This is a genomic window from Umezawaea sp. (genome assembly GCF_057122925.1).
Window position 1 is genome coordinate 94063 of sequence record NZ_DBNGPQ010000057.1, and the last position, 24082, is coordinate 118144.

At 71.8% G+C, this 24082-nt stretch carries 21 protein-coding genes and 2 pseudogenes; 12 read left to right on the forward strand and 11 right to left on the reverse strand.

The features are described from left to right. Positions 1-57 precede the first annotated feature (57 nt). The 3 genes from AC156L_RS13445 to AC156L_RS13455 all read right to left on the reverse strand — a co-directional run bounded on the left by AC156L_RS13445 (position 58) and on the right by AC156L_RS13455 (position 3442). Positions 58-2445, reverse strand: a complete 2388-nt coding sequence (locus AC156L_RS13445; protein ID WP_330879670.1) for an excinuclease ABC subunit UvrA — start codon at positions 2443-2445, stop codon at positions 58-60. A gap of 132 nt (positions 2446-2577) precedes the next feature. After that, a complete protein-coding gene (locus AC156L_RS13450) occupies positions 2578-2988 on the reverse strand; it encodes a VOC family protein (protein ID WP_330879669.1) in 411 nt (136 codons plus the stop codon). Positions 2989-2998: 10 nt separating this feature from the next. Next, positions 2999-3442: a helix-turn-helix transcriptional regulator gene (locus AC156L_RS13455; RefSeq protein WP_330879668.1), complete on the reverse strand. Its 444-nt coding sequence runs from the start codon at positions 3440-3442 to the stop codon at positions 2999-3001. 129 nt (positions 3443-3571) lie between these two features. On the opposite strand from AC156L_RS13455, the gene AC156L_RS13460 reads away from it, so the two are divergent. Both AC156L_RS13460 and AC156L_RS13465 read left to right on the forward strand, forming a co-directional pair. After that, positions 3572-3916, forward strand: a complete 345-nt coding sequence (locus AC156L_RS13460) for a hypothetical protein (RefSeq protein WP_330879667.1) — start codon at positions 3572-3574, stop codon at positions 3914-3916. A gap of 4 nt (positions 3917-3920) precedes the next feature. After that, the gene (locus AC156L_RS13465; protein WP_330879666.1) at positions 3921-4640 is read left to right on the forward strand and encodes a hypothetical protein; all 720 of its coding nucleotides are present in this window, start codon (positions 3921-3923) and stop codon (positions 4638-4640) included. Here AC156L_RS13465 and AC156L_RS13470 read toward each other — a convergent pair. Continuing rightward, positions 4612-5280, reverse strand: coding sequence for a TetR/AcrR family transcriptional regulator (locus AC156L_RS13470; RefSeq protein WP_330879665.1), 669 nt, complete (start codon positions 5278-5280; stop codon positions 4612-4614). The genes AC156L_RS13465 and AC156L_RS13470 overlap by 29 nt on opposite strands. Positions 5281-5324: 44 nt before the next feature. Here AC156L_RS13470 and AC156L_RS13475 point away from each other — a divergent pair, with 44 nt between their 5' ends. Next, positions 5325-6179 (forward strand): CPBP family intramembrane glutamic endopeptidase, encoded by an 855-nt coding sequence (locus tag AC156L_RS13475; protein WP_330879664.1) that lies wholly within the window; start codon positions 5325-5327, stop codon positions 6177-6179. 23 nt (positions 6180-6202) lie between these two features. Here the strand turns inward: AC156L_RS13475 and AC156L_RS13480 are convergent. From AC156L_RS13480 to AC156L_RS13490, 3 genes and pseudogenes are all read right to left on the reverse strand, one after another. Continuing rightward, positions 6203-7096 (reverse strand): annotated as a pseudogene (locus AC156L_RS13480) (IS5 family transposase). Between the two features lie 56 nt (positions 7097-7152). Further along, the gene (locus AC156L_RS13485) at positions 7153-7560 is read right to left on the reverse strand and encodes a PPOX class F420-dependent oxidoreductase (protein WP_330879663.1); all 408 of its coding nucleotides are present in this window, start codon (positions 7558-7560) and stop codon (positions 7153-7155) included. A gap of 9 nt (positions 7561-7569) precedes the next feature. Then, complete coding sequence (locus AC156L_RS13490; protein WP_330879662.1) at positions 7570-8745, reverse strand: winged helix DNA-binding domain-containing protein; 1176 nt, start codon at positions 8743-8745, stop codon at positions 7570-7572. 100 nt (positions 8746-8845) lie between these two features. Between AC156L_RS13490 and AC156L_RS13495 the strand changes: the two genes are divergently transcribed. From AC156L_RS13495 to AC156L_RS13510, 4 genes and pseudogenes are all read left to right on the forward strand, one after another. After that, complete coding sequence (locus AC156L_RS13495; protein WP_330879661.1) at positions 8846-9436, forward strand: PadR family transcriptional regulator; 591 nt, start codon at positions 8846-8848, stop codon at positions 9434-9436. A gap of 268 nt (positions 9437-9704) precedes the next feature. Further along, positions 9705-12449 carry a DEAD/DEAH box helicase gene (locus AC156L_RS13500; RefSeq protein WP_330879755.1) on the forward strand — a complete coding sequence of 915 codons (2745 nt, stop codon included), beginning with the start codon at positions 9705-9707 and terminating at the stop codon, positions 12447-12449. Further along, complete coding sequence (locus tag AC156L_RS13505; RefSeq protein WP_330879660.1) at positions 12446-13591, forward strand: SWIM zinc finger family protein; 1146 nt, start codon at positions 12446-12448, stop codon at positions 13589-13591. Before AC156L_RS13500 ends, AC156L_RS13505 begins: the two co-directional genes overlap by 4 nt. Before the next feature lie 661 nt (positions 13592-14252). Further along, positions 14253-15134: pseudogene (locus AC156L_RS13510) on the forward strand (transposase family protein). A 303-nt stretch (positions 15135-15437) separates the two neighbouring features. Here the strand turns inward: AC156L_RS13510 and AC156L_RS13515 are convergent. Both AC156L_RS13515 and AC156L_RS13520 read right to left on the reverse strand, forming a co-directional pair. Further along, complete coding sequence (locus tag AC156L_RS13515; protein ID WP_330879659.1) at positions 15438-15650, reverse strand: DUF5703 family protein; 213 nt, start codon at positions 15648-15650, stop codon at positions 15438-15440. Further along, positions 15647-16618 carry a YncE family protein gene (locus tag AC156L_RS13520; RefSeq protein ID WP_330879658.1) on the reverse strand — a complete coding sequence of 324 codons (972 nt, stop codon included), beginning with the start codon at positions 16616-16618 and terminating at the stop codon, positions 15647-15649. The genes AC156L_RS13515 and AC156L_RS13520 overlap by 4 nt, the downstream gene beginning before the upstream one ends. Before the next feature lie 195 nt (positions 16619-16813). Here AC156L_RS13520 and AC156L_RS13525 point away from each other — a divergent pair, with 195 nt between their 5' ends. After that, entirely contained in the window at positions 16814-17878 is a 1065-nt protein-coding gene (locus AC156L_RS13525; protein ID WP_330879657.1) for a M48 family metalloprotease, read from the forward strand. Between the two features lie 61 nt (positions 17879-17939). Here AC156L_RS13525 and AC156L_RS13530 read toward each other — a convergent pair whose 3' ends face one another. Beyond that, the gene (locus tag AC156L_RS13530; protein ID WP_330879656.1) at positions 17940-18917 is read right to left on the reverse strand and encodes an aldo/keto reductase; all 978 of its coding nucleotides are present in this window, start codon (positions 18915-18917) and stop codon (positions 17940-17942) included. Positions 18918-19047: 130 nt separating this feature from the next. On the opposite strand from AC156L_RS13530, the gene AC156L_RS13535 reads away from it, so the two are divergent. The 4 genes from AC156L_RS13535 to AC156L_RS13550 all read left to right on the forward strand — a co-directional run bounded on the left by AC156L_RS13535 (position 19048) and on the right by AC156L_RS13550 (position 22246). Further along, positions 19048-20097 (forward strand): LLM class F420-dependent oxidoreductase, encoded by a 1050-nt coding sequence (locus tag AC156L_RS13535; RefSeq protein WP_330879655.1) that lies wholly within the window; start codon positions 19048-19050, stop codon positions 20095-20097. Beyond that, a complete protein-coding gene (locus AC156L_RS13540; RefSeq protein WP_330879654.1) occupies positions 20094-20915 on the forward strand; it encodes an undecaprenyl-diphosphate phosphatase in 822 nt (273 codons plus the stop codon). Before AC156L_RS13535 ends, AC156L_RS13540 begins: the two co-directional genes overlap by 4 nt. A 65-nt stretch (positions 20916-20980) precedes the next feature. After that, positions 20981-21670: a histidine phosphatase family protein gene (locus tag AC156L_RS13545; protein ID WP_330879653.1), complete on the forward strand. Its 690-nt coding sequence runs from the start codon at positions 20981-20983 to the stop codon at positions 21668-21670. Positions 21671-21736: 66 nt separating this feature from the next. After that, a complete protein-coding gene (locus tag AC156L_RS13550) occupies positions 21737-22246 on the forward strand; it encodes a GNAT family N-acetyltransferase (RefSeq protein WP_330879652.1) in 510 nt (169 codons plus the stop codon). 61 nt (positions 22247-22307) lie between these two features. Here the strand turns inward: AC156L_RS13550 and AC156L_RS13555 are convergent, their stop codons facing one another. Further along, positions 22308-23885, reverse strand: a complete 1578-nt coding sequence (locus AC156L_RS13555) for a M4 family metallopeptidase (RefSeq protein ID WP_330879651.1) — start codon at positions 23883-23885, stop codon at positions 22308-22310. Between the last annotated feature and the right edge of the window lie 197 nt (positions 23886-24082).

Below are 24082 nucleotides of genomic sequence, written 5' to 3' on the forward strand. Positions count from 1 at the left end.
CCCCCTTCTCGTGCCGCTCGGGAGGACTGTATCGGCGACCACCGACAAGAACCGGGGTCAGCCGCCGACGTAGGCCGACAGGTGCTTGCCCGTGAGGGTGGAGTGGGTGGCGACGAGGTCGGCGGGGGTGCCCTCGAAGACGATCCGGCCGCCGTCGTTGCCCGCGCCGGGACCGAGGTCGATGATCCAGTCGGCGTGCGCCATGACCGCCTGGTGGTGCTCGACGACGATGACCGACTTGCCGGAGTCGACGAGCCGGTCGAGCAGACCGAGCAGGTGTTCGACGTCGGCGAGGTGCAGACCCGCGGTCGGCTCGTCGAGGACGTAGACGCCGCCCTTCTCGGCCATGTGGGTCGCCAGCTTCAGCCGCTGCCGCTCACCGCCGGACAGCGTCGTGAGCGGCTGCCCCAGGCTCAGGTAGCCCAGCCCGACGTCGGCGAGCCGGGTGAGCACGGCGTGCGCGGCGGGGGTGCGGGCCTCGCCGTCGCCGAAGAACGCCTCGGCCTCGGTCACCGACATCGCGAGCACCTCGCTGATGTCACGGCCGCCGAAGCGGTACTCCAGGACGGACGAGTCGAACCGCTTCCCCTCGCACTCCTCGCACGTCGTGGCGACGCCCGCCATCATGGCCAGGTCGGTGAAGATCACGCCCGCGCCGTTGCACGCCGGGCACGCCCCCTCGGAGTTGGCGCTGAACAGGGCGGGCTTCACCCCGTTGGCCTTGGCGAAGGCCTTGCGGATCGGTTCGAGCAGGCCCGTGTAGGTCGCCGGGTTGCTCCGCCGCGAGCCGCGGATCGCGCCCTGGTCGATCGACACCACGTCCTGCCCGGCGGGGATCGACCCGTGCACGAGCGAACTCTTGCCGGACCCCGCGACACCCGTGACGACGACGAGCACGCCGAGCGGGACGTCCACGTCGACGTTCCGCAGGTTGTGCGTCGACGCGCCGCGGATCTCCAGCGCGCCCGTGGGCGTCCGCACGGACTTCTTCAGCGCCGCCCGGTCGTCGAAGTGGCGCCCGGTGATCGTGCCGCTGGACCGGAGCCCCTCGACGGTGCCCTCGAAGCAGACGGTGCCGCCCGCGGTGCCCGCGCCGGGACCGAGGTCGACCACGTGGTCGGCGATCACGATCGTCTCCGGCTTGTGCTCCACCACCAGCACGGTGTTGCCCTTGTTCCGCAATCGCAGCAGCAGGGTGTTCATCCGCTGGATGTCGTGGGGGTGCAGACCGATCGTGGGCTCGTCGAACACGTAGGTGGTGTCGGTGAGCGAGGAACCGAGGTGGCGGATCATCTTGACGCGCTGCGACTCGCCACCCGACAGCGTGCCCGCGGGCCGGTCGAGCGAGAGGTAGCCCAAGCCGATCTCCACGAACGAGTCGAGGGTGTGCGCCAGCTTCTCCAGCAGCGGCGCGACGGACGGCTCGCTGAGCCCCCGCACCCACTCGGCCAGGTCGCTGATCTGCATCGAGCACGCGTCGGCGATGTTGAGCTTCTCGATCCTGGACGACCGCGCCGCCTCGCTGAGCCGGGTGCCGTCGCACTCGGGGCAGGTGGTGAAGGTGACCGCCCGGTCCACGAACGCCCGGATGTGCGGCTGGAGCGCCTCCTTGTCCTTGGACAGGAACGACTTCTGGATCTTCGGGATCAGCCCCTCGTAGGTGAGGTTCACCCCCTCGACCTTCACCTTGACCGGCTCGCGGTAGAGGAAGTCGTTCATCTCCTTCTTGGTGAACTTCCGGATCGGCTTGTGCGGGTCGAGGAAGCCGGACTCGGCGTAGGTCCGCACCGTCCAGAAGCTGTCGGACTTCCAGCCGGGGATGGTGAACGCGCCCTCGGCGATCGACCTGGAGTCGTCGTAGAGCTGCGTGAGGTCGATGTCGGACACCGCGCCCCTGCCCTCGCAGCGAGGGCACATGCCGCCGGTGATGCTGAACTCGCGCCGCTCCTTCACGGTCCGGCCCGCGCGTTCCACGACGACGGCGCCCGCCCCGCTGATCGACGCGACGTTGAACGAGAACGCCTGGGGCGACCCGATGTGCGGCTCGCCGAGCCTGCTGAAGAGGATGCGCAGCATCGCGTTGGCGTCGGTCGCGGTGCCGACCGTGGAGCGCGGGTCGGCGCCCATCCGCTGCTGGTCGACGATGATCGCCGTCGTCAGCCCCTCGAGCACGTCGACCTCGGGCCGCGCCAGCGTCGGCATGAAGCCCTGCACGAAGGCGCTGTACGTCTCGTTGATCATCCGCTGGGACTCCGCGGCGATCGTGCCGAACACCAGCGAGCTCTTGCCCGACCCGGAGACGCCGGTGAACACCGTCAGCCTGCGCTTGGGGATCTCGACGCTGACGTCCTTGAGGTTGTTCACCCGCGCGCCGTGCACGCGGATCAGGTCGTGCGTGTCGGCTTCGTGCGGCGCAGGCGACTGCGTGTCCGTCCTCTTGCTCATCGTTTCTCCCTCTGTCGGGCGGGGCCGCTCCCGCGGCCCGTCGTCGCCTGGCTCGTGCTGGTCGGCGCCGGTCCGGTGTCTACCCGATCGGGCGGGCCGCGGCCACGCGGCGCGCCCGACCGGATCCGGTCGTCAGCGCAGTTCCTGGATGCGGATGAGGTTGCCCGCGGGGTCGCGGAACGCGGAGTCGCGAACGCCGTACGGCTGGTCGGTCGGCTCCTGGACCACGTCGGCGCCGCTCGCCTGGAGCTTCGCGAACGTGGCGTCGAGGTCCTTGGTGGCCAGGTTGATGCCGCCGTAGGTGCCCTTGGCCATCATCTCGACGATGGTGCGGCGCTCGTCCTCGGTGATGCCGGGGTCGACGGCGGGCGGGTGCAGGACGATGGACGTGCCGGGCTGGTCGACGGGGCCGACCGTGATCCAGCGCATCCCGTTGTGGCCGACGTCGCCGCGGACCTCGAAACCGAGGGTGTCGCGGTAGAAGGCCAGGGCGGCGTCCGGGTCGTCGTGGGGGAGGAAGCTCGAGTGAATCACGATGTCCATGCCGGTGAGACTAGGTCCGGCTGGGGGACCGCGCTTCTCGATTCCTGACCGGTCTGGTCACCTGTTTCGTCACGCACGGCGGCATCTCCGGAGCGGCCGGGGCCATCTGTGCGCGGTAGGCGCTGGGCGACACCCCGACCAGTTCGCTGAAGCGGGTGCTGAAGGTCCCGAGCGACGAGCAGCCGACCGCGAAGCAGACCTCGGTGACGCTCGTGCCGCCGCGGCGCAGCATCGCCATCGCGCGCTCGATGCGCCGGGTCATCAGGTAGGAGTAGGGCGATTCGCCGTAGGCGCGCCGGAACTCGCGGCTGAGGTGCCCGGCGGACATGTTGACGCCGCGGGCGAGAGCCTCGACGTCCAGCGGCTGGGCGTGCTCCCGGTCGATCCGGTCGCGGACGCGCCGCAGCCGCGCGAGGTCGCCCAGGCGCTGGGACTCGGCCGATCTGCTGCTCACCCCGAGATCGTGCCACACGCCCGACGTGCTCTCACGCCGTCGGCTCCGAGGGCGTTGTCGCTGCTAGATCGCTCGATGGGAGGACATATGGCAATTGTGTGACCACCGGGATTGGGATGTCATGAACACGTGAGCATGGAATCGTTGGCGGCGCTGGTGAACCGCGGCTTCTTCTTCCAGGCGTTGTCGGACGAACGGGGGGAGATCGAGGTCGTCGTCGGCTCGTACGGCTGGCACGGGTACTTCGACCGGATCCACGTGTGGGGCGAGGACGAGGCCGTCGCCGCACGGGAGCGGAGCGATCACCGACCGTTCAGCGGGAACGTGGTGTGGAGCTACGAGGGCAGCGCGGTCGACACGGCCCTGGCTCTGCTCGAACTGCCGAAACCGGGCGAGCCGGGTGCGCCGACGCTGGCGAGGGCGAGCCCGTCGAGCCTGTGGCTGCCGCTGTCGTCGCGCCGGAGGCGACAATGATCGGGTGCTGCCCCAGGAACGCCTCATCACCAGGGTCGTCGCGCTGTGTCGCGCCGACGAGCGGTTCGACGCGGTGCTGCGCTACGGCTCGTTCGCCCAGGGAAGCGGCGACGAGCACAGCGACGTCGAGTTCTGGCTCTTCTCCGAGGTGGAGATCGACGCCGAGGCGTGGTGCGCCCGGATCGCGCCGATCACCCACCACGTGCGCAACGAGTTCGGCGCCGACGTCGTGTTCTTCGAGGGGTTGGTGCGCGGCGAGTTCCACTTCGCCCACGACGTTGCGGTGGTCGCGGAGTGGCCCGCTCGCGGCGCCTCCGTGGACGCGATGGTCGTCGTCGACCGCCGCGGTGCGCTGCGGGCCGCGCTGGAACGGGTGCCGCTGCGGCCCGTGCTGCCCGAGGCGGGTGAGCTGTGCGGTCGATTCGTGAACTGGCTGGTGCTCGCCCACCACGTCCAGGCCAGGGGAGAGGTGCTGCGCGCGGCCGACGCGATGGCGCACGTCCGCCGCCACCTGCTGTGGATGGGGCGGCTGGCCGAGGGGTCGATCGAGCACTGGCTCACACCGTCCAGGCTCGCCGAGGCCGAGCTGTCACCCGACCTGCTGGCGCGCCTGGACGTCACGAGCCCGGCGGCGGCCTGGCGGGTCGGGCGGGAGCTGTGGCTCGCCCTCGGCTGTCCCGTCCCGGTCGGACTCTTCACGGAGCTGGACGCGGCGCTGTCCTAGAGTCGCGCCCTCGGTCAGGGGCGAGGTTCGCGCCTGCCACGAGGCTCAGGTGCCTGCGCACCGTCGCGCGCAGGTCGTCGGCCGAGAACCGGTCGGGGTAGCTGGTCGCCTGGAGGGTCAGTCCGTCGATGACCACGTGCAGGTGCTCGGCCCACTGTTCGAGGTGGACGTCGGGCAGTTCACCTCCGACCGTCTCCGGCGCGGCGACGTCGCGGACCAGACCGACCGCGAGGCGGCAGACGTGCCGGGTGCCGGTCCACGCCTGGCTCCGCAGGTCTCGCAGCGTGTCGTCGACGTGGGACCGGACGAGGAAGGCCAGCCACACGTCCGCCTCGCCCCGGCGTTCGTCGTCCAGCGGCAGCATCGCTTCCAGGAGCAGCGAAGCGCGGTCCGCGGCGTCGGCCGTGGAGTGGAGCTGTGCCTCGACGCGGGCGCTGACGTTGGTGCCGATGGCGAGGGCGGCGAAGTGCAGGAGGCCGTGCTGGCTCTCGAAGTAGTGCCGGAGACCGCCCATGGAGATGCCCGCGTGCTCGGCGACCCGCCGCACCGTGGCGCCCTCGATGCCGTGTCGTCCGATGACGTCCCACACGGCGCGGACGATCTCGGCGCGACGCTTGTCGTGGTCGACCACCTTGGGCACACCACCGTTATAGCACGCTTGTGCGGTCCTGTTACCGTACAAGCGTGCGGAATAAACTGTCGTTCCTCGTCACCGTCGGCGGGTTGGCCACGATCGCCGTGTCCGCACTGGCGCTCACGCTGACCGGCACCGGGGAGGTGCGGTACTCGGCCGACCACACCGACACCATCCCGTTCTGGCACCGGTGGGTCCCGGCCCTCGTCGGCATCGCCCTCGTCCGGCTGGTGCCTCCGCGAACCAGCCGTCGGGCCGTCACCGAGCCCGCCGGCACCGTGCGCGGTGAGGCGCTGGTCCTCGCGGCCACGGCCGTGCTGTTCGCGGTGGGGTTGTGGCTCGCCGGTGGCGGCGAACCAGCCCACACGGCGCTCAAGCTGCCGCTGCTGCTCGCGGTCCCGCTGGTCGTGTTCCGCGTGACGCGGCGGCGCGGCGGAGCCGCCCCGATCGGCGTCCCCGACGTCACCGGGGCGTGGCGCCGCTGGGGGCCGACCGTGCCCGTGGCGGCGTGGCTGGTGCTGGCGCACGCCAGTCCGGTCGCCGTTCCCACCAGGGGTGCGGTCGGCGGTGACGACGCCCTGACCCTGGTGCTCACCGTCGTCATCGTCTTCGCCGTCAACAGCCTGCTGGAGGAGGTCTTCTACCGCCGCTGGCTCCAGACCCGCTGGGAAGTCCTCCTGGGAGCGTGGCCGGGCATCGTCGTGGCCTCCCTGCTGTGGGCGGTGTGGCACGTCGGCATCCAGGGCAGCGGCGCCCTGCCCGCCGATCTCGCCTCGGCCGTGGTCAACCAGGGCGTTCAGGGGCTCTTCCTCGGCTACCTGTGGAGCCGGTACCGCACTCTGTGGCCGATCCTGACCGTCCACGGCGCGATGAACGTCGCACCGACCCTGCTCGCACTGCTGTAGCTAGGAGCTGTTTGGGGTTTAGATCATGTGGTCGAGGTCAGGGCCTTCAACCACATGACCGCAGCTCGTAGAGGTAACCCGGCCTCGTAGCTTTCCGCTGACTTGTCGTAGCGAGTGGCCAAGCCACGCCATGTCGTGATCTTCTGAAAGCAGCGTTCGACGGTGTTGCGCTGCCTGTAGCGCACGGGATCGAACGAGACCGGGCGTCCGCCGGCCGAACCTCTCCTCTTCCGGTTGGCCTGCTGGTCGGTCTTCTCCGGGATTACCGCCGTGATCCGACGACGACGCAGACAAGCCCGATTAGTCTTGGAGGAGTAGGCCTTGTCCGCGGCCACCGCGCCCGGACGGGTACGGGGCCGACCGACCTCGCCCGGGACCCGGATCTTGTTCAGCACGGCCTGAAACCGCGGTGAGTCCCCAGCTTGACCAGGCGTGAGCGCGAACGCCAACGGCATTGCGCCCGCGTCGACCACGGCGTGGATCCTGCTGCTCAGCCCGCCTCGGGACCGGCCGAGCAGGCAACGGAGCCCTCTCTTCCTCGGCCAGCGCCTGTTCCAGCGCATCGAGGGTCTCACCGGCAACCGCGAGCCCGGCCGATCCGTGGTGGGCCCGCACGATCGTGGAGTCCAGGCTGACCAGTTCCCACCCGACCTGCCCACGAGACGCGGCTCCGGCGATCAGCTCGCCCACCAACACCTGGAACACCCCGGCCTGACCCAGGCGTTGAACCGGGAGCAGACGGTGGACCAAGGCCCATACCGTTCAGGGACATCACGCCAACCCGATCCGGTACGGAACCGCCACAAAATCCCGTTGAACTGGTCCCGCACCCGCCGCGGCAACGGCCCCGTGGCCGCCACCGGCACATGCGGCTCGATCAGTGCCCACTCGGCATCGGTCAGATCACAACGCGCCACATCCGGGTTCTACCAGCCCTAGCGGCTTCTACCTAGATCCGAACTCCACACAGCTCCTAGTGGAGCGTCTTGTGCGACGGGTACCACGTGTCACCGGCGGGTTCACCCGCGAGGTTCCAACTCCAGGACACGGTGGGCGTGATGCGCAGGTAGGTGCCCGGCCCGACCAGACCGACCCGTTCGAACGGCTGCTCGGCGGTGCCGTACACGCGGATGCCCCGAGCGACGAACGGTTCGAGCGACACGAGGTCGTCGACCACCAGCGCGACCTTGTGGTGTCCTGACGCGACGTTGCGGAACTTCCGGGTACCGCGCACGGTCGCACCGCCGCCGATCCACAGGTGCGTCCCGTCGAACTCGACGGCCACGGGGACGACGTCGGGCTGCCCGCCGCCGCCCAGGGTCGCCAGCCGACCGAGGTGCTGTGCCCGCAGGTACGCGATCTCCTCATCGGTGAAGGCCATGCAGGCACGTTATCGGCCGACTCCGCGGTGGCGGGAGAGTTCGCGCTCCAGCGGGGTGCGGAACCGCGGCCGCACCCGCACCGCCCCCAGCCACCCGGCCACCGTCGCCGCCTCGCGGGCGATCAGCGCCTCGGCCTCCGTGCCCACGTCCTCCAGGAGGCTCCAGACGATCTCGCCGTCCGCCCGCTGCGCCCACGCGCCGACCACCCGCCCGTCGCACCAGACCGTCGGCCCGGCGTTGCCCGTGGTGTCGAACAACGACGGCACGTGCGCGGGGGAGAGGTACCAGTCCCGGTCGCGCCACCCCATCGTCGTCGAGTCCAGCCCCGGCAGCAGCGCCACCCAGGGCTCGGGCTCGGCGACCGGGCCCGCGTCGCCGGGCACGACGTACCCCGTGCCCTCGTCGATCACGACCTCCTCCATGCCCGCCAGCGCTTTCCGGGTCGCGGTGAGCGACCAGCCTGTCCACCACCTCAGGTCCGCCACCGTCGCCGGGCCGTGGGAGGCGAGCCACCGGCGGGCCAACTCGGCCTGGGCGTCGGCGAGGGGCACCTCCTGCCACGGGGTCGCGGTGGTCCAGCGGAACTGGCTGCTGATCCAGGAACCGCGCGGTCGGGCGCGGCGGATGTGGCCGTCGCAGGCGAGCGTGCGGATGATCCGGCTGGACACGTTCTGCTTGGTCTCGTAGGGCTTGCCCGCGGCGACGACGACCTGCTCGCGCAGCGCGGGCACGTCCTGGCCGAGCTGCGCCGCGGTCGCCTCGCCCCTGGCGCGCAGGGCGGCCAGGACGGCCTGCTGGACCTCGGCGAGCCGCCGCGCGTCCCAGCCGACGCCCTCGCTGAGGTAGGTGAGCAGCTTCGCGCGTTCCCGCGCCGAGATCGTGACTCCGGTGGAGCCGTGCACCAGGGGAGCGAGGTCGGCGGGCACGACGAACATGGTGCGGCGCATGGCGAGCAGGCGGTGCAGCGTCACGTCGTCGTACAGCGCGCGTTCGACGGGCTCGTGACCCGGCGTCCGCAGCCTGGCCGCGATGGACAGGAACACGGTGGCCGGGTCGGTGGCGTGCACGGCGACGAGGGCGTCCGCGACCTCCTCGACACGGTCCACGTGCGCCGACGGTGCGAGGAGGTGCCGCGTGCCCAGCCGGGCCCGGCGCTGGCGCACGTCGATCCGGGGAGGTGCCACCGGGTCATCCAACCAGCCGCGCGGAGTGGGCGTCGGGCCACCGCGCCGGGTGGATCTACGCTGGCGCCCGACAGGCACGGTGCGAACGGGTGGGACTTCGATGTCGGCGACGCGGCTCTTGGTGCTCGGCGTGGTGCGCGGCTACGGCAGCGCGCACGGTTACCTGGTGGGCACCGACCTCGTGTCGTGGGGCGCGGACGAGTGGGCGAACGTCAAGTGGGGGTCGATCTACCACGCGCTCAAGCAGTTGACCAAGGAGGGCTGCCTGTCCGAGTCGCTCGTGCCGCCCGCCAGGACGGACTACCGGCTGACCGACAAGGGCGAGGTCGAGTACCTGAGGCTGCTGCGGGACGCGCTGAGGCTGCCCGACGTGCGGCCGGACACGCTCGGGGCCGGACTCGCCCTGCTGCCCTCGCTGACGCGCGCGGAGGCGATCGGGCTGCTGCGGCAGCGGCTGGAGGCGCTGGAGGGCAAGCGCGATTCGGCGCGCGGGCTGCGCGAGTCCTGGGGCCGCCCGACGCACGTGAAGGAGCTGTTCGGGCTGTGGGAGCACACCGCCGCCGGTGACGCCGCGTGGACGCGCGGGCTGGTCGAACGCCTGGAGTCGGGCGAGTACCCCATGATGGGGGAGCCCGGCTCGCCCGGACCCGCGGGGAGCTGGCACGACCCGTCCCTGGGCCGCCACCCGTAGTTGTCCTCTTGTCGTTGACCTGATCGTCCCCCTGTGCCTTACTCAAGTTTGAATAGTGTGGCCGTTTCGGGCACACTCGTGGGGCCGCGAGGGGAGCGGCCCGGACGTTTCACCCGTTGGAGGTGGAGGCGGGGCCTCCACCTGGGACGGTGCGACTCACCTGTCTCCCGGTCGGGTGACATCAGGGGTGCGCTCGGCGTCGGTTCCGGCCGTTCGAGGGGCAGAACTGTCGGACCTGTTCGGGATGGTGCTCGCCGTGGTGGGGCTGATGGTCGGCACCGTCCGAATCGCGTGGGAGGGGCTTGTCGTGGGACTGGAACGGTGTGCGGCGGTGTTCGAGGCGGCTGACCCGCCGAGGACGTCGACCGTGGCGTTCTACGGGGCCGACCTGCCGGAGGGGGAGTACGGCGAGGTCACGATCGCGGACGCGGACGGCTGGGTGCGGACGGTGCCCGCGGTGCGCGTACCGGTCGCCGAGGCGGTGCCGGTGTTGAGCCGGGCGCGCCGCGCGGGCGACGCGCACCCGGCGGCCTCGTTCTGGGGGGCGGCCGTCGTGGTGGCGATGCAACTGGTGGCACGGGGTCGGTTGCTGCCGTCGGTGACGGAGGGCGAGTTCGACGCGTGGCGCGTCGGGCCGCTGGAGACGATGGACGTCGAGGTCGTGCGCGCGTTGGCCGCCGCGATGCCGCCGCAGGCCAGGGCGGTGCCGCTGCCGGGGCGCGAGCCCGCCGAGCTGGCCGACGCCGAGGCGCTGGTGCGGGGGTTCATCGACGCGGTGGCGGACGGGATGCCGCGGGGCGCGGCGGCCGTGCACGCCGCGGGTGCGCCGGTGTTCGCGGCCGCCGCGCCGCAGAGGGTGCCGCACCTGAGGTCGTGGGCCGACCAGGGCGTGCGGATCTCGCTGCGGATCGAGGGCGACTTCGTGACCGGCCGGTTCCGGGCGGTGGTGCAGGTGCACAGCCTGGCCGACCCGTCGCTGGTGGTGGACGCCGACCGGCTGTGGGCCGACCGGGCGGCTGGCCGGGCGCGGTTGGACGCCGCGGTGGCGGTGCGGCGGGCGGCGCGGGCGTGGGCGCCGCTGGAGCAGCTGCTGGACGCGTCGGTGCCCGCGGAGGTCGAGCTGGGCGACGAGGACGTGGCCGACCTGCTGGTGCGGGGTGCGATCAGGCTCGCGGGCGTCGGTGTCGACCTGCACTGGCCGAAGGACCTCGTGCGCGACCTGACGTCGAGGGCGGTCGTGGAGGGGCAGGGCCCGCCGTCGGACGTGCCGTCGTTCTTCGGCGGTGGGCGGCTGCTGGGCTTCGACTGGCAGTTGGCGCTGGGCGGCGACCCGCTGAGCGAGGCCGAGATGGACCAGCTGGCGGAGGCGCACCGGCCGGTGGTGCGGCTGCGCGACCAGTGGCTGCTGGTCGACCCGGAGCTGGCGCGGCGGGCTCGGGAGCGGTCGATCAAGCCGTTGACGGCGATCGACGCGCTGGGCGCGGTGCTGACGGGCACGGCCGAGGTCGACGGCGAGCTGGTGCCGGTGGCGACGAGCGGCTGGCTGGAAGCCTTGCGCGAGCGGATCGAGACGCCGGACGAGGGCGTGGAGGCCGTGGAGCAGCCGCCCGCGCTGCGGGCGGTGTTGCGCGACTACCAGCTGCGCGGGCTGCGGTGGCTGGCGCGGATGACGTCGCTCGGGCTGGGCGGCTGCCTGGCCGACGACATGGGGTTGGGCAAGACGATCACGTTGATCGCCCTGCACCTGCACCGGGCGAGCGGTCCGACGCTGGTGGTGTGCCCGGCGTCGCTGCTGGGAAACTGGGAGCGCGAGATCACGCGGTTCGCACCCGGCGTCCCGGTGCGGCGGTTCCACGGAGGCGCGCGGACCGTCGAGGGCGTGGAGTCGGGGTTCGTGCTGACGACCTACGGCACGATGCGGCTGGACGCGGCCCGGCTGGGCGAGGTCGACTGGGGGCTGCTGGTCGCAGACGAGGCGCAGCACGTGAAGAACCCGAGGTCGGGGACGGCCAAGGCGCTGCGGAAGATCCAGGCTCGGGCGCGGGTGGCGTTGACGGGCACGCCGGTGGAGAACAACCTGTCCGAGCTGTGGGCGATCCTCGACTGGACCACGCCGGGGCTGCTGGGCTCGCTGGCGTCGTTCCGGTCGCGGTGGGCGAAGCCCATCGAGGGTGGTTCGGACAGCGAGGCCGCCGACCGGCTCGGCCGGTTGGTGCGCCCGTTCCTGCTGCGCCGGAAGAAGTCCGATCCCGGTATCGCGCCGGAGCTGCCGCCGAAGACGGAGACGGACCAGCCGGTCGCGCTGACCCGTGAGCAGGCGGCGTTGTACGAGGCGACGGTGCGGGAGCTGATGGCCGAGATCGCGGGCAGCAGCGGCAGCGACATGGCCCGGCGCGGGCTGATCGTGAAGCTGCTGACCGGGCTCAAGCAGATCTGCAACCACCCGGCGCAGTACCTGAAGGAGAGCGGTCCGCGGCTGGTCGGTCGGTCCGGGAAGCTGGAGCTGCTCGACGAGCTGCTGGACACGATCCTGGCCGAGGGCGGCGCGGTGCTGGTGTTCACCCAGTACGTGACGATGGCGCGGCTGATCGAACGCCACCTCGCCGATCGGGGCGTGGCGACGCAGTTCCTGCACGGCGGCACGCCCGTGGCGAAGCGGGAGGACCTGGTGCGGCGGTTCCAGGACGGGGAGGTGCCGGTGTTCCTGCTGTCGCTGAAGGCGGCGGGCACGGGGCTCAACCTGACGCGCGCGGACCACGTCGTGCACTACGACCGCTGGTGGAACCCGGCGGTGGAGGACCAGGCGACCGACCGCGCCTACCGGATCGGGCAGACGAGGCCGGTGCAGGTGCACCGGCTGATCGCCGAGGGCACCGTCGAGGACCGGATCGCGGAGATGCTGGCGGCGAAGCGGCAGCTGGCCGACGCGGTCCTCGCGGGTGGCGAGGCCGCGCTGACCGAGCTGTCCGACGCCGAACTGGCCGACCTGGTCGAGCTGAGGAGTGGGCGATGACCGATCGGGTGAGGGGTTATCCGGCGTTCCCGAAGGGGCCGCGGCGGGCCCGCACGTGGTGGGGGAAGGCGTGGTTGCAGGCGGTCGAGGACACCTCCCTCGACCAGGGGCAGATGCGGCTGGGGCGGAAGTTCTCGGTCGCGGGCGTCGTCGGCACCATCACCGTGAGCCCCGGAAGGCTGGCGGCGGCGGTCTACGACGCCGAGGACACCTACCAGACGTCGGTGTCGCTCACACCGCTGTCGGACGCCGAGTGGGGGAGGTTCCTGGCTCAGGTGGCGGCCAAGGCGGGGCACATCGCCGCGCTCATCGACGGGGACGTGCCGCACGACCTGGTCGCGGCCGCCGACGACGCGGGCGTGCAGCTGCTGCCGGGCATCGGCGACCTGGACCCGGAGTGCACCTGCCCCGGCTGGGAGCTGCCGTGCAGGCACGCGGCGGCGCTGTGCACGCAGGCGTCGTGGCTGCTCGACGCCGACCCGTGGGTGCTGCTGCTCCTGCGCGGCCGTGAGCAGGCCGAGGTCCTGGCGGAGCTGCGGCTCAGCGACGCCGAGGAGAGCCCGACGGTCGGGCACCTGGCGACGGAGGTGTTCGCCGCGCCCCCGGTGCCGCTGCCCGAGCCTCCACCGCTCGTCGAGCTGGGGCCGCTGCCGGTGTTCGACCCCGTGCCGGGCGTCGACGTGGAGGCGCTGCGGTGGCTGGTGGCCGACGCGGCGGCGCGGGCCAGGGAGCTGCTGGTGACCGGTGAGCTGCCGGTGTTGGACGAGTGGCACGACCGGGTGCGGATGGCGTGCACCGTCGCCGATCCCCGCCTGACCGCCAGACTCGCCGCCGTCGGTCCCGGACTGCCGCGGGCGATGTGCGCGTGGAGCTACGGCGGGTCGGCTGCGTTGGCCGTGCTCGACACCCCGTGGTCGCCGTCGAAGGCCGAGACGGCCAGGGCCAGACGGGCGTGGGAGGGCGAGGAACTGCCGGTCGCGACCGTGTGGCGGAACCGCTGGACCGTGGAGGCCGAGGGGTTGCAGCTCCGCTTCGGCCGTGACGGCCGCTGGTACCCCTACCGCGAGGAAGGGGGTGATTGGTGGCCCGCAGGTCCACCGGACCGCGACCCGGCCGCGGCGTTGTCCGAGCTGATGGGCTGATCCACCACGCCCGTGGTACCACACGTGTGGTGGATCGGAGGCCGATCGTCCGGCGGTCGTGGGCTTGGTCGGGCTTGGGGTGGGCAGCTCCGGACGTACCTGGCCGGGTCCGGACGGGGTGTCGTCAGGTGTGGCGGACGCCCGTCCAGGCGGGGAGAGCGGGGAACGGCCCTCGCGGTGGCTCGGACCGGGCCCGTCGTCGAGTTCGCTGGTCTGCTTGATCCGCCGGCGGATCTTGGCCTGTCGCATCCCGCAGCCGGATGCCGGCGTGCCCGGTCGAGAGCCGGTAGGCGGTGGGGTCAGTCGTGCCGGACGGCCATCCGACTGGCAGCCGGCGGTCGGACAGGCTCCGGTCGGCGGCCCGAACGAGGGTTCGGTCAGCTTCCCGCAGGCTCGTGGTCGGAGTGCCTGGGACTTCCGGGTCGTGTGCAGCCAGAGCACGAACGGCCAGCCGAGCGTCCGGCGGTGCTGGCCCGTGCCTGGAGATCGGTCGGCTTGTCGGGACAGCGCGGTCCGGGCCGTGGTGGTCGGCACCGCGTGGGCGGGGTGGTCGGGCTGACGGCCTGCGCGGAGGTCGGACCGCGTTCGGTCAGCCCTGGACGAGTGATGCGTAAGTCGAGGCGGTAGCCGGAGACGGACGAAGGGTGTCCGAGATCAGTGTGTGACGACCGACCTGAACACCCTTCCCACCGCACTCCACGTCAGATCGACGACCACCTGGCGGGCAGGAGCCGCATCGGCAGACCGTCCCAACTCACCGACGCGGAGCCGGCCACCCCCGCCGTGGCCCGAGCACTGCTCGGGGTCACCTCCGAGGCCCGTCTGGCTGCGATTCCTGCCCGTCCGGGTGCCCGGCGCCTTCCCGCACCTGCCCGGCCGGTCCGGCTACAACCGCCGCCCGCGCGCCGCGCGACCCCTGGTCAAACAGGTCGTGAGACTGGTGGCCACCGACACCGACCTGTGGACCGACACCACCTGGATCGTCGACTCCACCCCGGTGGAATGCGGCCGATCCCGGTCCACCGTCAAACGGTCGGAGCTGGCCTGCTGGGCGAAATACGGTTGCTGCCGCTCGCACTCCCGCTGGTTCTGGGGCTTGCGCCCGTACCCCGGCCGGACTGCCGGTCACCTGGGCCCTGGCGGACCCGAAGATCGACGAGCGGCAGGTGCTCATGGCCCTGCGCGGCCACGGATCCCGACTGCTCGCCGACCGCCCCGGTCTGCTGATCATCGCCGACAAGGGGATACGTCTCCCGCGAACTGGACCCCTACCTCACCCAACGCGGCGTCCGGTTGATCGGACCGTCCTCCCGCAACCGGACCCCGCACCCCGGTGAGCCGCTGCTCAAGTCGGTCCGCCCGCTCATCGATCGGTCAACGACACCCTCGAAGGCCAGTGGAACCTCGAACAACACGCTGCACGCACCATCGAGGGAGTCGGAGTCCGCATCGCCCAACGACTCCTGGCCCTCACCGCGGCCATCTGGCACAACCGGGCCACCGGCCGGCCCGTCACCGGTCCCTGACCGCCTACGACCACTGACCGAGTTAGGAACTACTCGTCTAGCCGGAAGTCGGTGACCTTGCAGTAGCCGGTGGCGGCCACCGGTCGCTGCCGCTCTCGGTACCTGATGTCGCTGCTCGATGTCGCTGCGCCCGGATGTCGGCCGCCGCCGTGTCGTCGACGGTCTTGGCGCCGTCCTGGGATTGCGGCAGGAGCGGTCGCCGGTCGGGCGCGGCCGAGGCTCAGCTGGTCGCGCTCCATGGCGGTCCGGCGGCACGTCGTGGTGGGCGCGTGGGTGGGGCGCTCAGGTCGGGCTACCTGAGCGTGGGTGGCCTCGGGAGGCTAGATGCTCAGACCTGGCACGGTTGCCGCCGTGCGGCGGCGGCGCAGCCAGATCTTGCGGGTTCCGTCGCCGTAGAGGAGGACGCGGGAGAGTTCCCAGCCCGCGAACTCGGCGAGGGTGCCTAGTTGGGTCGTTGCGGTGCGACGGGAGACGCCGGGAGGCAGCCGCAACGGCCTGTACTCCCAGTCCCCGTCGGTCACTCCTTCGTTCACGGCGAGATCACCTGTATCCCTTGGCCGTTCGCGGATGCGATGAACACCCGACCACCAGCTGGATCGACCGCCACCGAATCGGGCTGGCGGACGGTGGGGAACCGGAACTTCTCGACCGGTTCGCCGCCTGCGACGTGGTAGGCGACCACTTCGTTCTTCTCGGTGAGCGTCACCCACGCCAGATCGGTGCGCGGGTCGTAGGCGAGCCCGTAGGGGCCGCCCGGCACGGGGTAGCGCTGACGCATGATCAGCGGGTCCGCGGAGAAGGCGAGGAGTTCGCCGCCGCGGGTGTCGGTCACCAGGACGCGGCCGAAGCGGTCGGTGACGGCGCTGGTGGCGCCGTCGCCCGCGCGCAGGCCCGCGCCGAGGGTGTCGGTGGTCGGGTCCACGTCGAAGACGGCGCTGCGGAGCCTGTCGAGGACGACGATGTGGCCGTCGGTGACGAGGACCTGGTCGGGACTGGTGATGGGGCCCACCCGGTGGTCGCCGACGCTGACGGAGCGGGCGTCGCGCCGGGCGACGAGGGTCTTGTCGCCGAGGGTGGCGACGTCGACCGGGCCGCCGTCGACCGCGGTGCTGGTGGTCGTGGCGTCGGCCGGGGAGATGCTGACGATGACGCCGCTGGTCGGGACCGGCGCCTCGACGCGGTCACCGGCGACGACGAGCCGGGCGGCGGGGCCGGGGAGGGCGACGGTCTTGGGTGTCGGGTCGGGCAGCGCGTAGAGCAGCACGGACGGCGGGTCCTGCACGGCGACGGCCAGCGTGCCCGCCGCGAAGGCCACGGCGGTGGCCCTGCCCGTCAGGGGGAGCACGGTGCCCGCGGGGGTGGCCGACTGGTCCGGCGAGGGCGGGGGAGTCGCCGCCACGAGGGTGGCCGCGACCTGGAGCGGGTCGTTGGGCTCCTCGCTCGTGGCGCAGCCACCGACCATCACCGCCCCGGCGAGCAGTGCAGCGGCCAGTCGACGCAACGTGGAACCTCCCAAGCGGCCGGGTGACCCCGGTACCCCATTCGCGAAACGCCCCTCCAGCATCCACGACGAAACCGCCGTGGTCACGCCGGGGGGCGGGTGTACCCGTTGGTCCTTGAAGGTGATAGTCGGGCCGTCCGCCGCACCGCCGGAGGCCGGAGCGCGACCATCGACGTGGGTGAGACGAGGTGCGCTATGACGGTCGGGGCGTTGCGGGAGAGGCACGTCGAGTTGCTCCGGCAGCACCGGGTCGCCGACGGGTTGGTGCGCGGACGGCGCAAGCTCGACCGCGGCGACCGCTACTACACGTGGTCGCAGGTGGCCGCGGAGCCCTCACCTGCGAGGTTGCACCGGTTGAGCGCCCTGCGGCTGCGTCCTGACGCGTACTCGGTCGCGGAGCTGTGCGCGTCGCAGGAGCTGCTCGACGCGCAGTCGGCCGAGCTGGTGGACTTCGCCGAGTTGGCGGGGCGGGCGGTGCGCACGCCGTTCTTCGCGGGGGTGTTCCCGACCGGGTCGATGAACGCGCTGTGCCGTCCGATGCCGGGCGCGGGGGTGCTGGTGCTCGTGGACACCGGGCTGCTGCACCTGGTGCCGGACGTGTTGAAGATCATGATCGTGTCGCGGTCGGCGTTCGGGCAGGAGCCGCTGCTGGAGCCGTCGGTGGCCGCGCCCGCCCTGGCGGAGGTGTTCAACGCCCACCTGTTCGGCAACGGCGCGGCGGGCGCGCGGGTGCTGCCGGAGCTGGCGGGGCAGCGGCGCGACCTGCTGAGGCTGATGAGCAGGCGGGCGGTGCAGTTCGTCGTCGCGCACGAGATGGCGCACGTGCACGCGGGCCACCTGCTCGCGTCGTGGCGGCAGACCGACCCGAACACCCCGGTCGGCGCGCTGGACACGCAGGCGGTCGGGTGGCCGCGCGAGTACGAGGCCGACCAGGTGGCGGCGGGGATCATGCTGGCGAGCCTGGCCGAGGTGAGCCCGTGGGAGCGCGACACGATCGAGCCCTACCTGGTCGGGTCGGTCCTGCTGGTGCTGGCCCTGCACGAGGTGGTGGCGGTGCTGGCCGAGGCGACCGGCCGGAGCCTGCCGTTCGCGGGCAGCCACCCGCCGCCGCTGCTGCGCATCCAGTCGCTGGTGGGGCACCTCGCCGCGCACCTCCGGACGTCGGAGTCCATCGCCGTCGCCGCCGACGTCGCGACCTGGCTGGACGACCGGGTGCCGGGGGTGCTCGAGTGGTTCCGCATGGTCGACGTCGAAGCGTGAACGGGGCCCGCTCGGCTGGGCGGCGAACGGCCCGGCGCTCGGCCACCGGGCCCGTCGCGCTCTACCCCATCGGGCGCTCGGGGTAGGCCAGTTCGACCGCGCTCACGTCGTCCAGCGCGGAGCGGATGGCGGGCGGCAGCGTGAGGCTCTCGGCCACCAGCGCGCCCAGCAGCTGGTTCGTGTCGCGCGCGCCGACGACGGGGGACACGACGCCGGGTCGGTCGCGGACCCACGCGAGGGCGACGCACAGCGGTGAGGTGCCGAGGCCGTCGGCCGCCGTCACGACCGCCTGGACGATGCGGGAGGCGCGATCGGTGCGGTGCTGCTCGACGTAGCCCGCCATGTGGGCCGAGGCGCCGCGGGAGTCCGGCGGGGTGCCGTTGCGGTACTTGCCGGTCAGCACGCCGCGGCCGAGCGGGGCCCAGGGGAGCAGGCCGAGGCCGTGGTGTGCGGCCGCGGGCACGACCTCGCGTTCGACGCCGCGTTCCAGCAGCGAGTACTCGACCTGGGTGGAGATGAGCGGGGTGCGGCCGGGGAGGGCGCGCTGGAGGGCGGCGGCGGTGCCGAGCTGCCAGCCGGAGTAGTTGGAGACGCCGACGTAGCGGACCTTGCCGCTGGTGACGGCCGAGTCGAGCGCGCCGAGGGTCTCCTCGAGGGGGACCGAGTTGTCCCACGCGTGGAGCTGCCACAGGTCGACGTGGTCGACGCCGAGGCGGCGCAGGGAGCCGTCGAGGGCTCCGAGGAGCGCGCCGCGGGAGGCGCCGCCGCCGAACGGGCCGTCGTTGCGGCGGGCCACGGCCTTGGTGGTGATGACGAGGTCGTCGCGGGGGACCACTTCGCCGAGCAGCCCGCCGAGGATGCGTTCGCTCTCGCCCTCGACGTAGACGTCCGCGGTGTCCACGAGCGTGCCGCCCGCCTCGGTGAAGGCCATGAGCTGGGTGGCGGCCTCGTCGGCGTCGGTGTCGCGGCCCCAGGTCATCGTGCCCAGCGCCATCCGGGAGACGCGCAGGCCGCTGCGGCCGAGCTGTCGGTGTTCCACCGGTCGAGACTAAGGGCAACGACGGCGCTGAGCTGGGAACGTCGTGGATCTTGGCCGGTCGCGCCGGGTGTGACCGGCGTCACGGGTGCCCGCTGCGCCGAATGTTGTTACTGATCGGTACGGTCAGCGCGTGCGATTGGGACTGAACCTCGGATACTGGGGCGCCGGCAACGACGCCGACAACCTCGAACTCGCCAAGGAGGCCGACCGGCTCGGCTTCTCGGTGGCGTGGGCGGCCGAAGCCTACGGCTCGGACGCGCCCACGGTGCTGTCGTGGGTCGCCGCGCACACCGAGCGCATCGACGTCGGCAGCGCCATCCTCCAGATCCCCGCGCGGACGCCCGCGATGGCCGCGATGACCGCCGCGACGCTGGACACCCTGTCCGGCGGCCGCTTCCGGATGGGGCTCGGCGTGTCCGGGCCGCAGGTGTCCGAGGGCTGGCACGGCGTGCGCTTCGACAAGCCGCTGGCCCGCACGCGGGAGTACGTGGACATCGTCAGGACGGCGCTGCGCCGCGAGAAGCTGCGCTACGACGGTCGGCACTACACGCTGCCGCTGCCCGACGGCCCCGGCAAGGCGCTCACGCTGACCGTGCACCCCGTCCGCGAGGAGATCCCGATCTACCTCGCCGCCGTCGGCCCGAAGAACCTCGAACTCGCGGGTGAGATCGCCGACGGCTGGCTCGCGATCTTCTTCTCCCCCGAGCACTCGACCGAGTCCCTCGCGGCGGTCAAGGCCGGGCGCGAGAAGGCGGGCAAGACCATGGACGGCTTCGACGTCGTGCCGACCGTGCCGCTGTTCGTCGGCGAGGACTGGCGCACGCTGGCCGACCAGGTGCGCCCGTACGCGGCGCTCTACGTCGGCGGCATGGGCAGCCGCAAGCAGAACTTCTACAAGGACCTCGCCGGCCGGATGGGCTTCGAGAAGGAGGCCCAGGAGGTCCAGGACAAGTACCTGGACCGCGACTACGCGGGCGCGATGGCCGCGCTCCCGGTCGAGTTCCTCGACGCCACGTCGCTGCTCGGCACCAAGGAGCGGATCGCCGAGAAGATGCAGGTCCTGGCGCAAGCCGGGGTCACCACGTTGACCATCACGCCGATGCTGCAAGATCTGGAGCAGGGAGTCGCGGCGCTGCGCACCGCGGTGGAAGCTCTGGATCTGGCAGGAGTGGGTAGTTGAGCTGGTTGCAGGCTCTGGTCCTCGGACTGGTTCAGGGGCTTACCGAATTCCTACCCGTGTCTTCGTCGGCGCACGTGCGGATCACGTCGACGTTGTTCTTCGGCAACGACGCGGGCGCGTCGTTCACGGCGGTCATCCAGCTCGGTACCGAGCTGGCGGTGTTGATCTACTTCGCCAAGGACATCGGGCGGTTCGTCTCCGCCTGGTTCCGCGGCCTCTTCAGCGCGGAGGCGCGCAAGGAGAAGGACTACCGGCTGGCCTGGTACGTGATCATCGGGTCGATCCCGATCAGCGTGCTGGGCTACCTGCTCAAGGACGAGATCCGCACCTCCGCGAGGAACCTGTGGATCACGGCCACGATGCTGATCGTGTTCGGCCTGCTGCTCGGCCTCGCCGACCAGCTCGCCAAGCACTCGCGGTCGGAGCTGACGATGAAGGACGCCGTCGGCATGGGCCTCGCCCAGGCCCTCGCGCTGATCCCCGGCGTCTCCCGCTCCGGCGGCACGCTCACCGCGGGCCTGTTCCTCGGGCTCGACCGGGCGGCCGCGGCGCGCTACTCGTTCCTGCTGGCGATCCCCGCCGTCTTCGGCGCGGGCATCTTCAGCATCCCGGACGTGCTGGACCGGGGCCCGAACGACGCCTCGGTCCCGCAGATGGTCGTGGCCACGATCATCGCGTTCGCGGTCGGGTACGCCACCATCGCGTGGCTGCTCAAGTACGTCTCGAAGCACAGCTACTCGGCGTTCGTCTGGTACCGGGTCATGCTCGGCATCGTCCTCATGGGCCTGCTGTCGATGAACCTGCTCCCCGCGAACTGAACCCCCGTCACCCGTGAGGGCCACCACGTCCGCGTGGTGGCCCTCACGGCATCTAGGGTGGTCCCGTGGCCACCGTGATCCTCCTGCGACATGCCCGTTCGACCGCCAACGGCTCCGGCGTGCTCGCCGGCCGCACACCGGGCGTGTCCCTGTGCGAGAAGGGCGAGGCGCAGGCGCTCGGGCTGGTCGACCGCCTCAAGGGCGTCCCCGTGGACGCCGTCGTGGCCTCGCCCATGGATCGCTGCCTGCAGACCGTGGCGCCGTTCCTCGCCGACCGCGGCCTCACCGCCGTCACCGAACCCGACCTCGCCGAGGTCGACTACGGCAGCTGGACCAACCGCGCCATCAAGGACCTCCTCAAGGAGCCCCTGTGGACGGTCGTGCAGCAGCACCCGTCCGCCGCCGTGTTCCCCGACGGCGAGGGCCTGGCGGCCGTGCAGGCCAGGGCCGTCGCCGCGATCCGCGCCCACGACGCCCGCGTCACGGCCGAGTTCGGCCCCCGTGCCGTCTGGATCGCGTGCAGCCACGGCGACGTCATCAAGGCCGTGCTCGCCGACGCGCTCGGCCTGCACCTCGACGGGTTCCAGCGCATCGTCGTCGACCCCGCCTCGGTGTCGGTCGTCCAGTACACCGAGACCAGGCCCTTCGTGCTGCGCTCCAACGACAACGGTGGGGACCTGGCGGGCATCGTGCCGCCGCCGGAGCACGAGCCGTCCTCCGACGCCGTGGTCGGCGGCGGCGCGGGCGCCGCGTAGTCCGACGGCGGGCACCCGAACGGCGGTACGGCCGAATTGTCGGACCGCCGTTCTAGGGTCTCGGCCATGACGGAGGTCGACGCGATCTGCCTGCGGCCGTGGGCCGAGGGCGACCTGGGGCTGCTGCGCGCGCAGAACACGCCCGAGATGCTGGTCCACCTGGGCGGGCCGGAGTCCGAGGAGGCCGTGCTCGACCGGCACCGCCGGTACGTCGAGCTGTCCGCGAGCGGGACTGGGCGGATGTACGTGGTGCTGCTCGGGCCCGACTCGGTGGTCGCGGGGTCGATCGGGTTCTGGGAGAAGGAGTGGGACGGCGCGTCGGTCTACGAGACCGGCTGGCACGTCCTGCCTGAGTTCCAGGGGCGCGGGGTGGCGACGCGGGCCGCGGTCGCCGTTGCTCGGATCGCCGCCGCCGAGGGCGACCACGAGGAGCTGCACGCGTTCCCGCCGGTGGCCAACACGGCGTCGGTCGGCGTGTGCCGCAAGGCCGGGTTCGCGCTGCGCGGGGAGCACGACATCGAGTACCCGGCGGGCACCTGGACGCGGTGCGAGGACTGGTGGGTGCCGCTGGGGTGAGACGTGCCGGGGCCCGGACCGTGCAGGGGGGCGGTCCGGGCCCCGGAGTACCGGGCGGGGCCTACTTGACGTTGACCGCCGCCCACGCCCTCGTCACCGCGGCGACCTCGGCGCTGCCCGCTCCGTAGAGCTCGGTGGCGGCGGCGATGGTGCCGGTGCGCGCGGCGGCGTACTTGGTGCTGGAGGTGAACCTCGTGGTCAGCGCCCGGTACCAGACCTTCTCGGCCTTGGCCCTGGTGATGCCGGTGACGGGCAGGCCGTCGTAGGTCGGGCTGTCGTAGGCGACCCCGTTGATCGTCTTGGGGCCGCTGCCCTCCGAGAGCAGGTAGAAGAAGTGGTTGGCGATGCCGGACGAGTGGTGCACGTCCAGGTTGCCGACCGTGGAGGACCAGTAGTCCGCGGACTTGCCGTCCCTGGACGGCTTGTCCATGTAGCGCAGGGGAGCGCTCGTGCCGCGGATGTCGATCTTCTCGCCGATGAGGTAGTCGCCGACGTCGCTGCTGTTGTTCGCGCTGAACTCGACCGTGGTGCCGAAGATGTCGCTGGTGGCCTCGTTGAGACCGCCGGGCTCACCGGAGTACACCATGTTGCCCGTGGCCGACGTGACGCCGTGCGACATCTCGTGGCCCGCGACGTCCAGCTCGGTCAGCGGCTTCTGGTTGCCCACGCCGTCGCCGTAGGTCATGCAGAAGCAGCTGTCGCTCCAGTTCGCGTTGTTGTAGGCGTTGCCGTAGTGCACGCGGCTCGTCGCGCCGACGCCGTTGTTCTTGATGCCGCTGCGGTTGTGGACGTTCTTGTAGTAGTCCCACGTGACCGCGGCGCCGTAGGCCGCGTCGACACCGGCCGTGGCCTTGTCGCTGATCGCGCCGTTGCCCCACTTGTTGTCGGCGTCGGTGAACAGCGTGCCCGTGCCGGAGGTGTTGTTGGCGTTGGTGACCGTCTGGTTGCCGCGCAGCGGGTCCTTGAGCTGGAACGTCGACCCGGACCTGGTCGTCTCCAGCTTCACCGTGCCGCTGTACTGGCTCACGCCGGAGCCCTCGACGTGCATCACGCGGTCCTCGCTCATCAGCACCTCGCCGGTGGCGGCGTCGGTGTAGACGTGCAGCTCGCTGGGCGACCGGTCGGCCTTGGTCCCGGTGAGCACGACCTCCCACGCCAGCGTCGGGGCCCGGTCGATCGCGAACACCACGAGCTGGGGTTCGGCCTTCGTCCAGGTCGCGCCGGCCTCGGCCACCCGTGCCGAGGACGCCGCGGTGGCGGCGGGGATCGCGGGCGTCGTGGACACGGTCAGCGCCGCGTCGGTGGCGCGGTCGACGGAGCTGATCGCGCCGGTGCCGGACCGGTGCACGACCATGTCGCCGCCGACGACCCGCAGGCCGTCGAGGGTGCGGTCGTAGCGGACGTGCCGGGTGCCGTCGGGGTCGGTGACGACGTCCTTGACCACGAGCTGCTCCTGGCCGCTCAGGCCCAGTGCCGACCTCACCGCTCCGGCCTGCGACGCCGCGAGGCTCAGGGTGCTCTCGCGGTCGGGCGCGGCGGAGGGTGTGGAGGTGGGCGGCGCCGCGGTGGCGGTGAGGCCGCTGACGGTCACCAGCGCGGCGGAGACCAGCGCCGCGTAGCCCAGGGTGGTGCGCTTCATGGACGCTCCTGTTCCGGTGCAGGGGGAGTTCGGCTCGTCCACGAAATCCGCGAATGAGACGAACACCGAGGAACATCTCGGCCAACAGCGCGTTGACCAGGAAATCGATGTTATGGCTGCCTCTGCGGAGGTAAATCGTCTCCCACATCGTGGGAAAGTCTCAGATTTCGAGCGATCCTGCTGGTCAGGGCTGTCCG

Bases quoted from the DNA above. Each gene is read 5' to 3' on its own strand.
- AC156L_RS13495 (WP_330879661.1), top strand. From the start codon at position 8,846: ATGTCGGCGACGCGGCTCTTGGTGCTCGGCGTGGTGCGCGGCTACGGC.
- AC156L_RS13550 (WP_330879652.1), top strand. From the start codon at position 21,737: ATGACGGAGGTCGACGCGATCTGCCTGCGGCCGTGGGCCGAGGGCGAC.
- AC156L_RS13525 (WP_330879657.1), top strand. From the start codon at position 16,814: ATGACGGTCGGGGCGTTGCGGGAGAGGCACGTCGAGTTGCTCCGGCAG.
- AC156L_RS13555 (WP_330879651.1), bottom strand. From the start codon at position 23,885: ATGAAGCGCACCACCCTGGGCTACGCGGCGCTGGTCTCCGCCGCGCTG.
- AC156L_RS13450 (WP_330879669.1), bottom strand. From the start codon at position 2,988: ATGGACATCGTGATTCACTCGAGCTTCCTCCCCCACGACGACCCGGAC.
- AC156L_RS13500 (WP_330879755.1), top strand. From the start codon at position 9,705: ATGGTCGGCACCGTCCGAATCGCGTGGGAGGGGCTTGTCGTGGGACTG.
- AC156L_RS13485 (WP_330879663.1), bottom strand. From the start codon at position 7,560: ATGGCCTTCACCGATGAGGAGATCGCGTACCTGCGGGCACAGCACCTC.
- AC156L_RS13505 (WP_330879660.1), top strand. From the start codon at position 12,446: ATGACCGATCGGGTGAGGGGTTATCCGGCGTTCCCGAAGGGGCCGCGG.
- AC156L_RS13445 (WP_330879670.1), bottom strand. From the start codon at position 2,445: ATGAGCAAGAGGACGGACACGCAGTCGCCTGCGCCGCACGAAGCCGAC.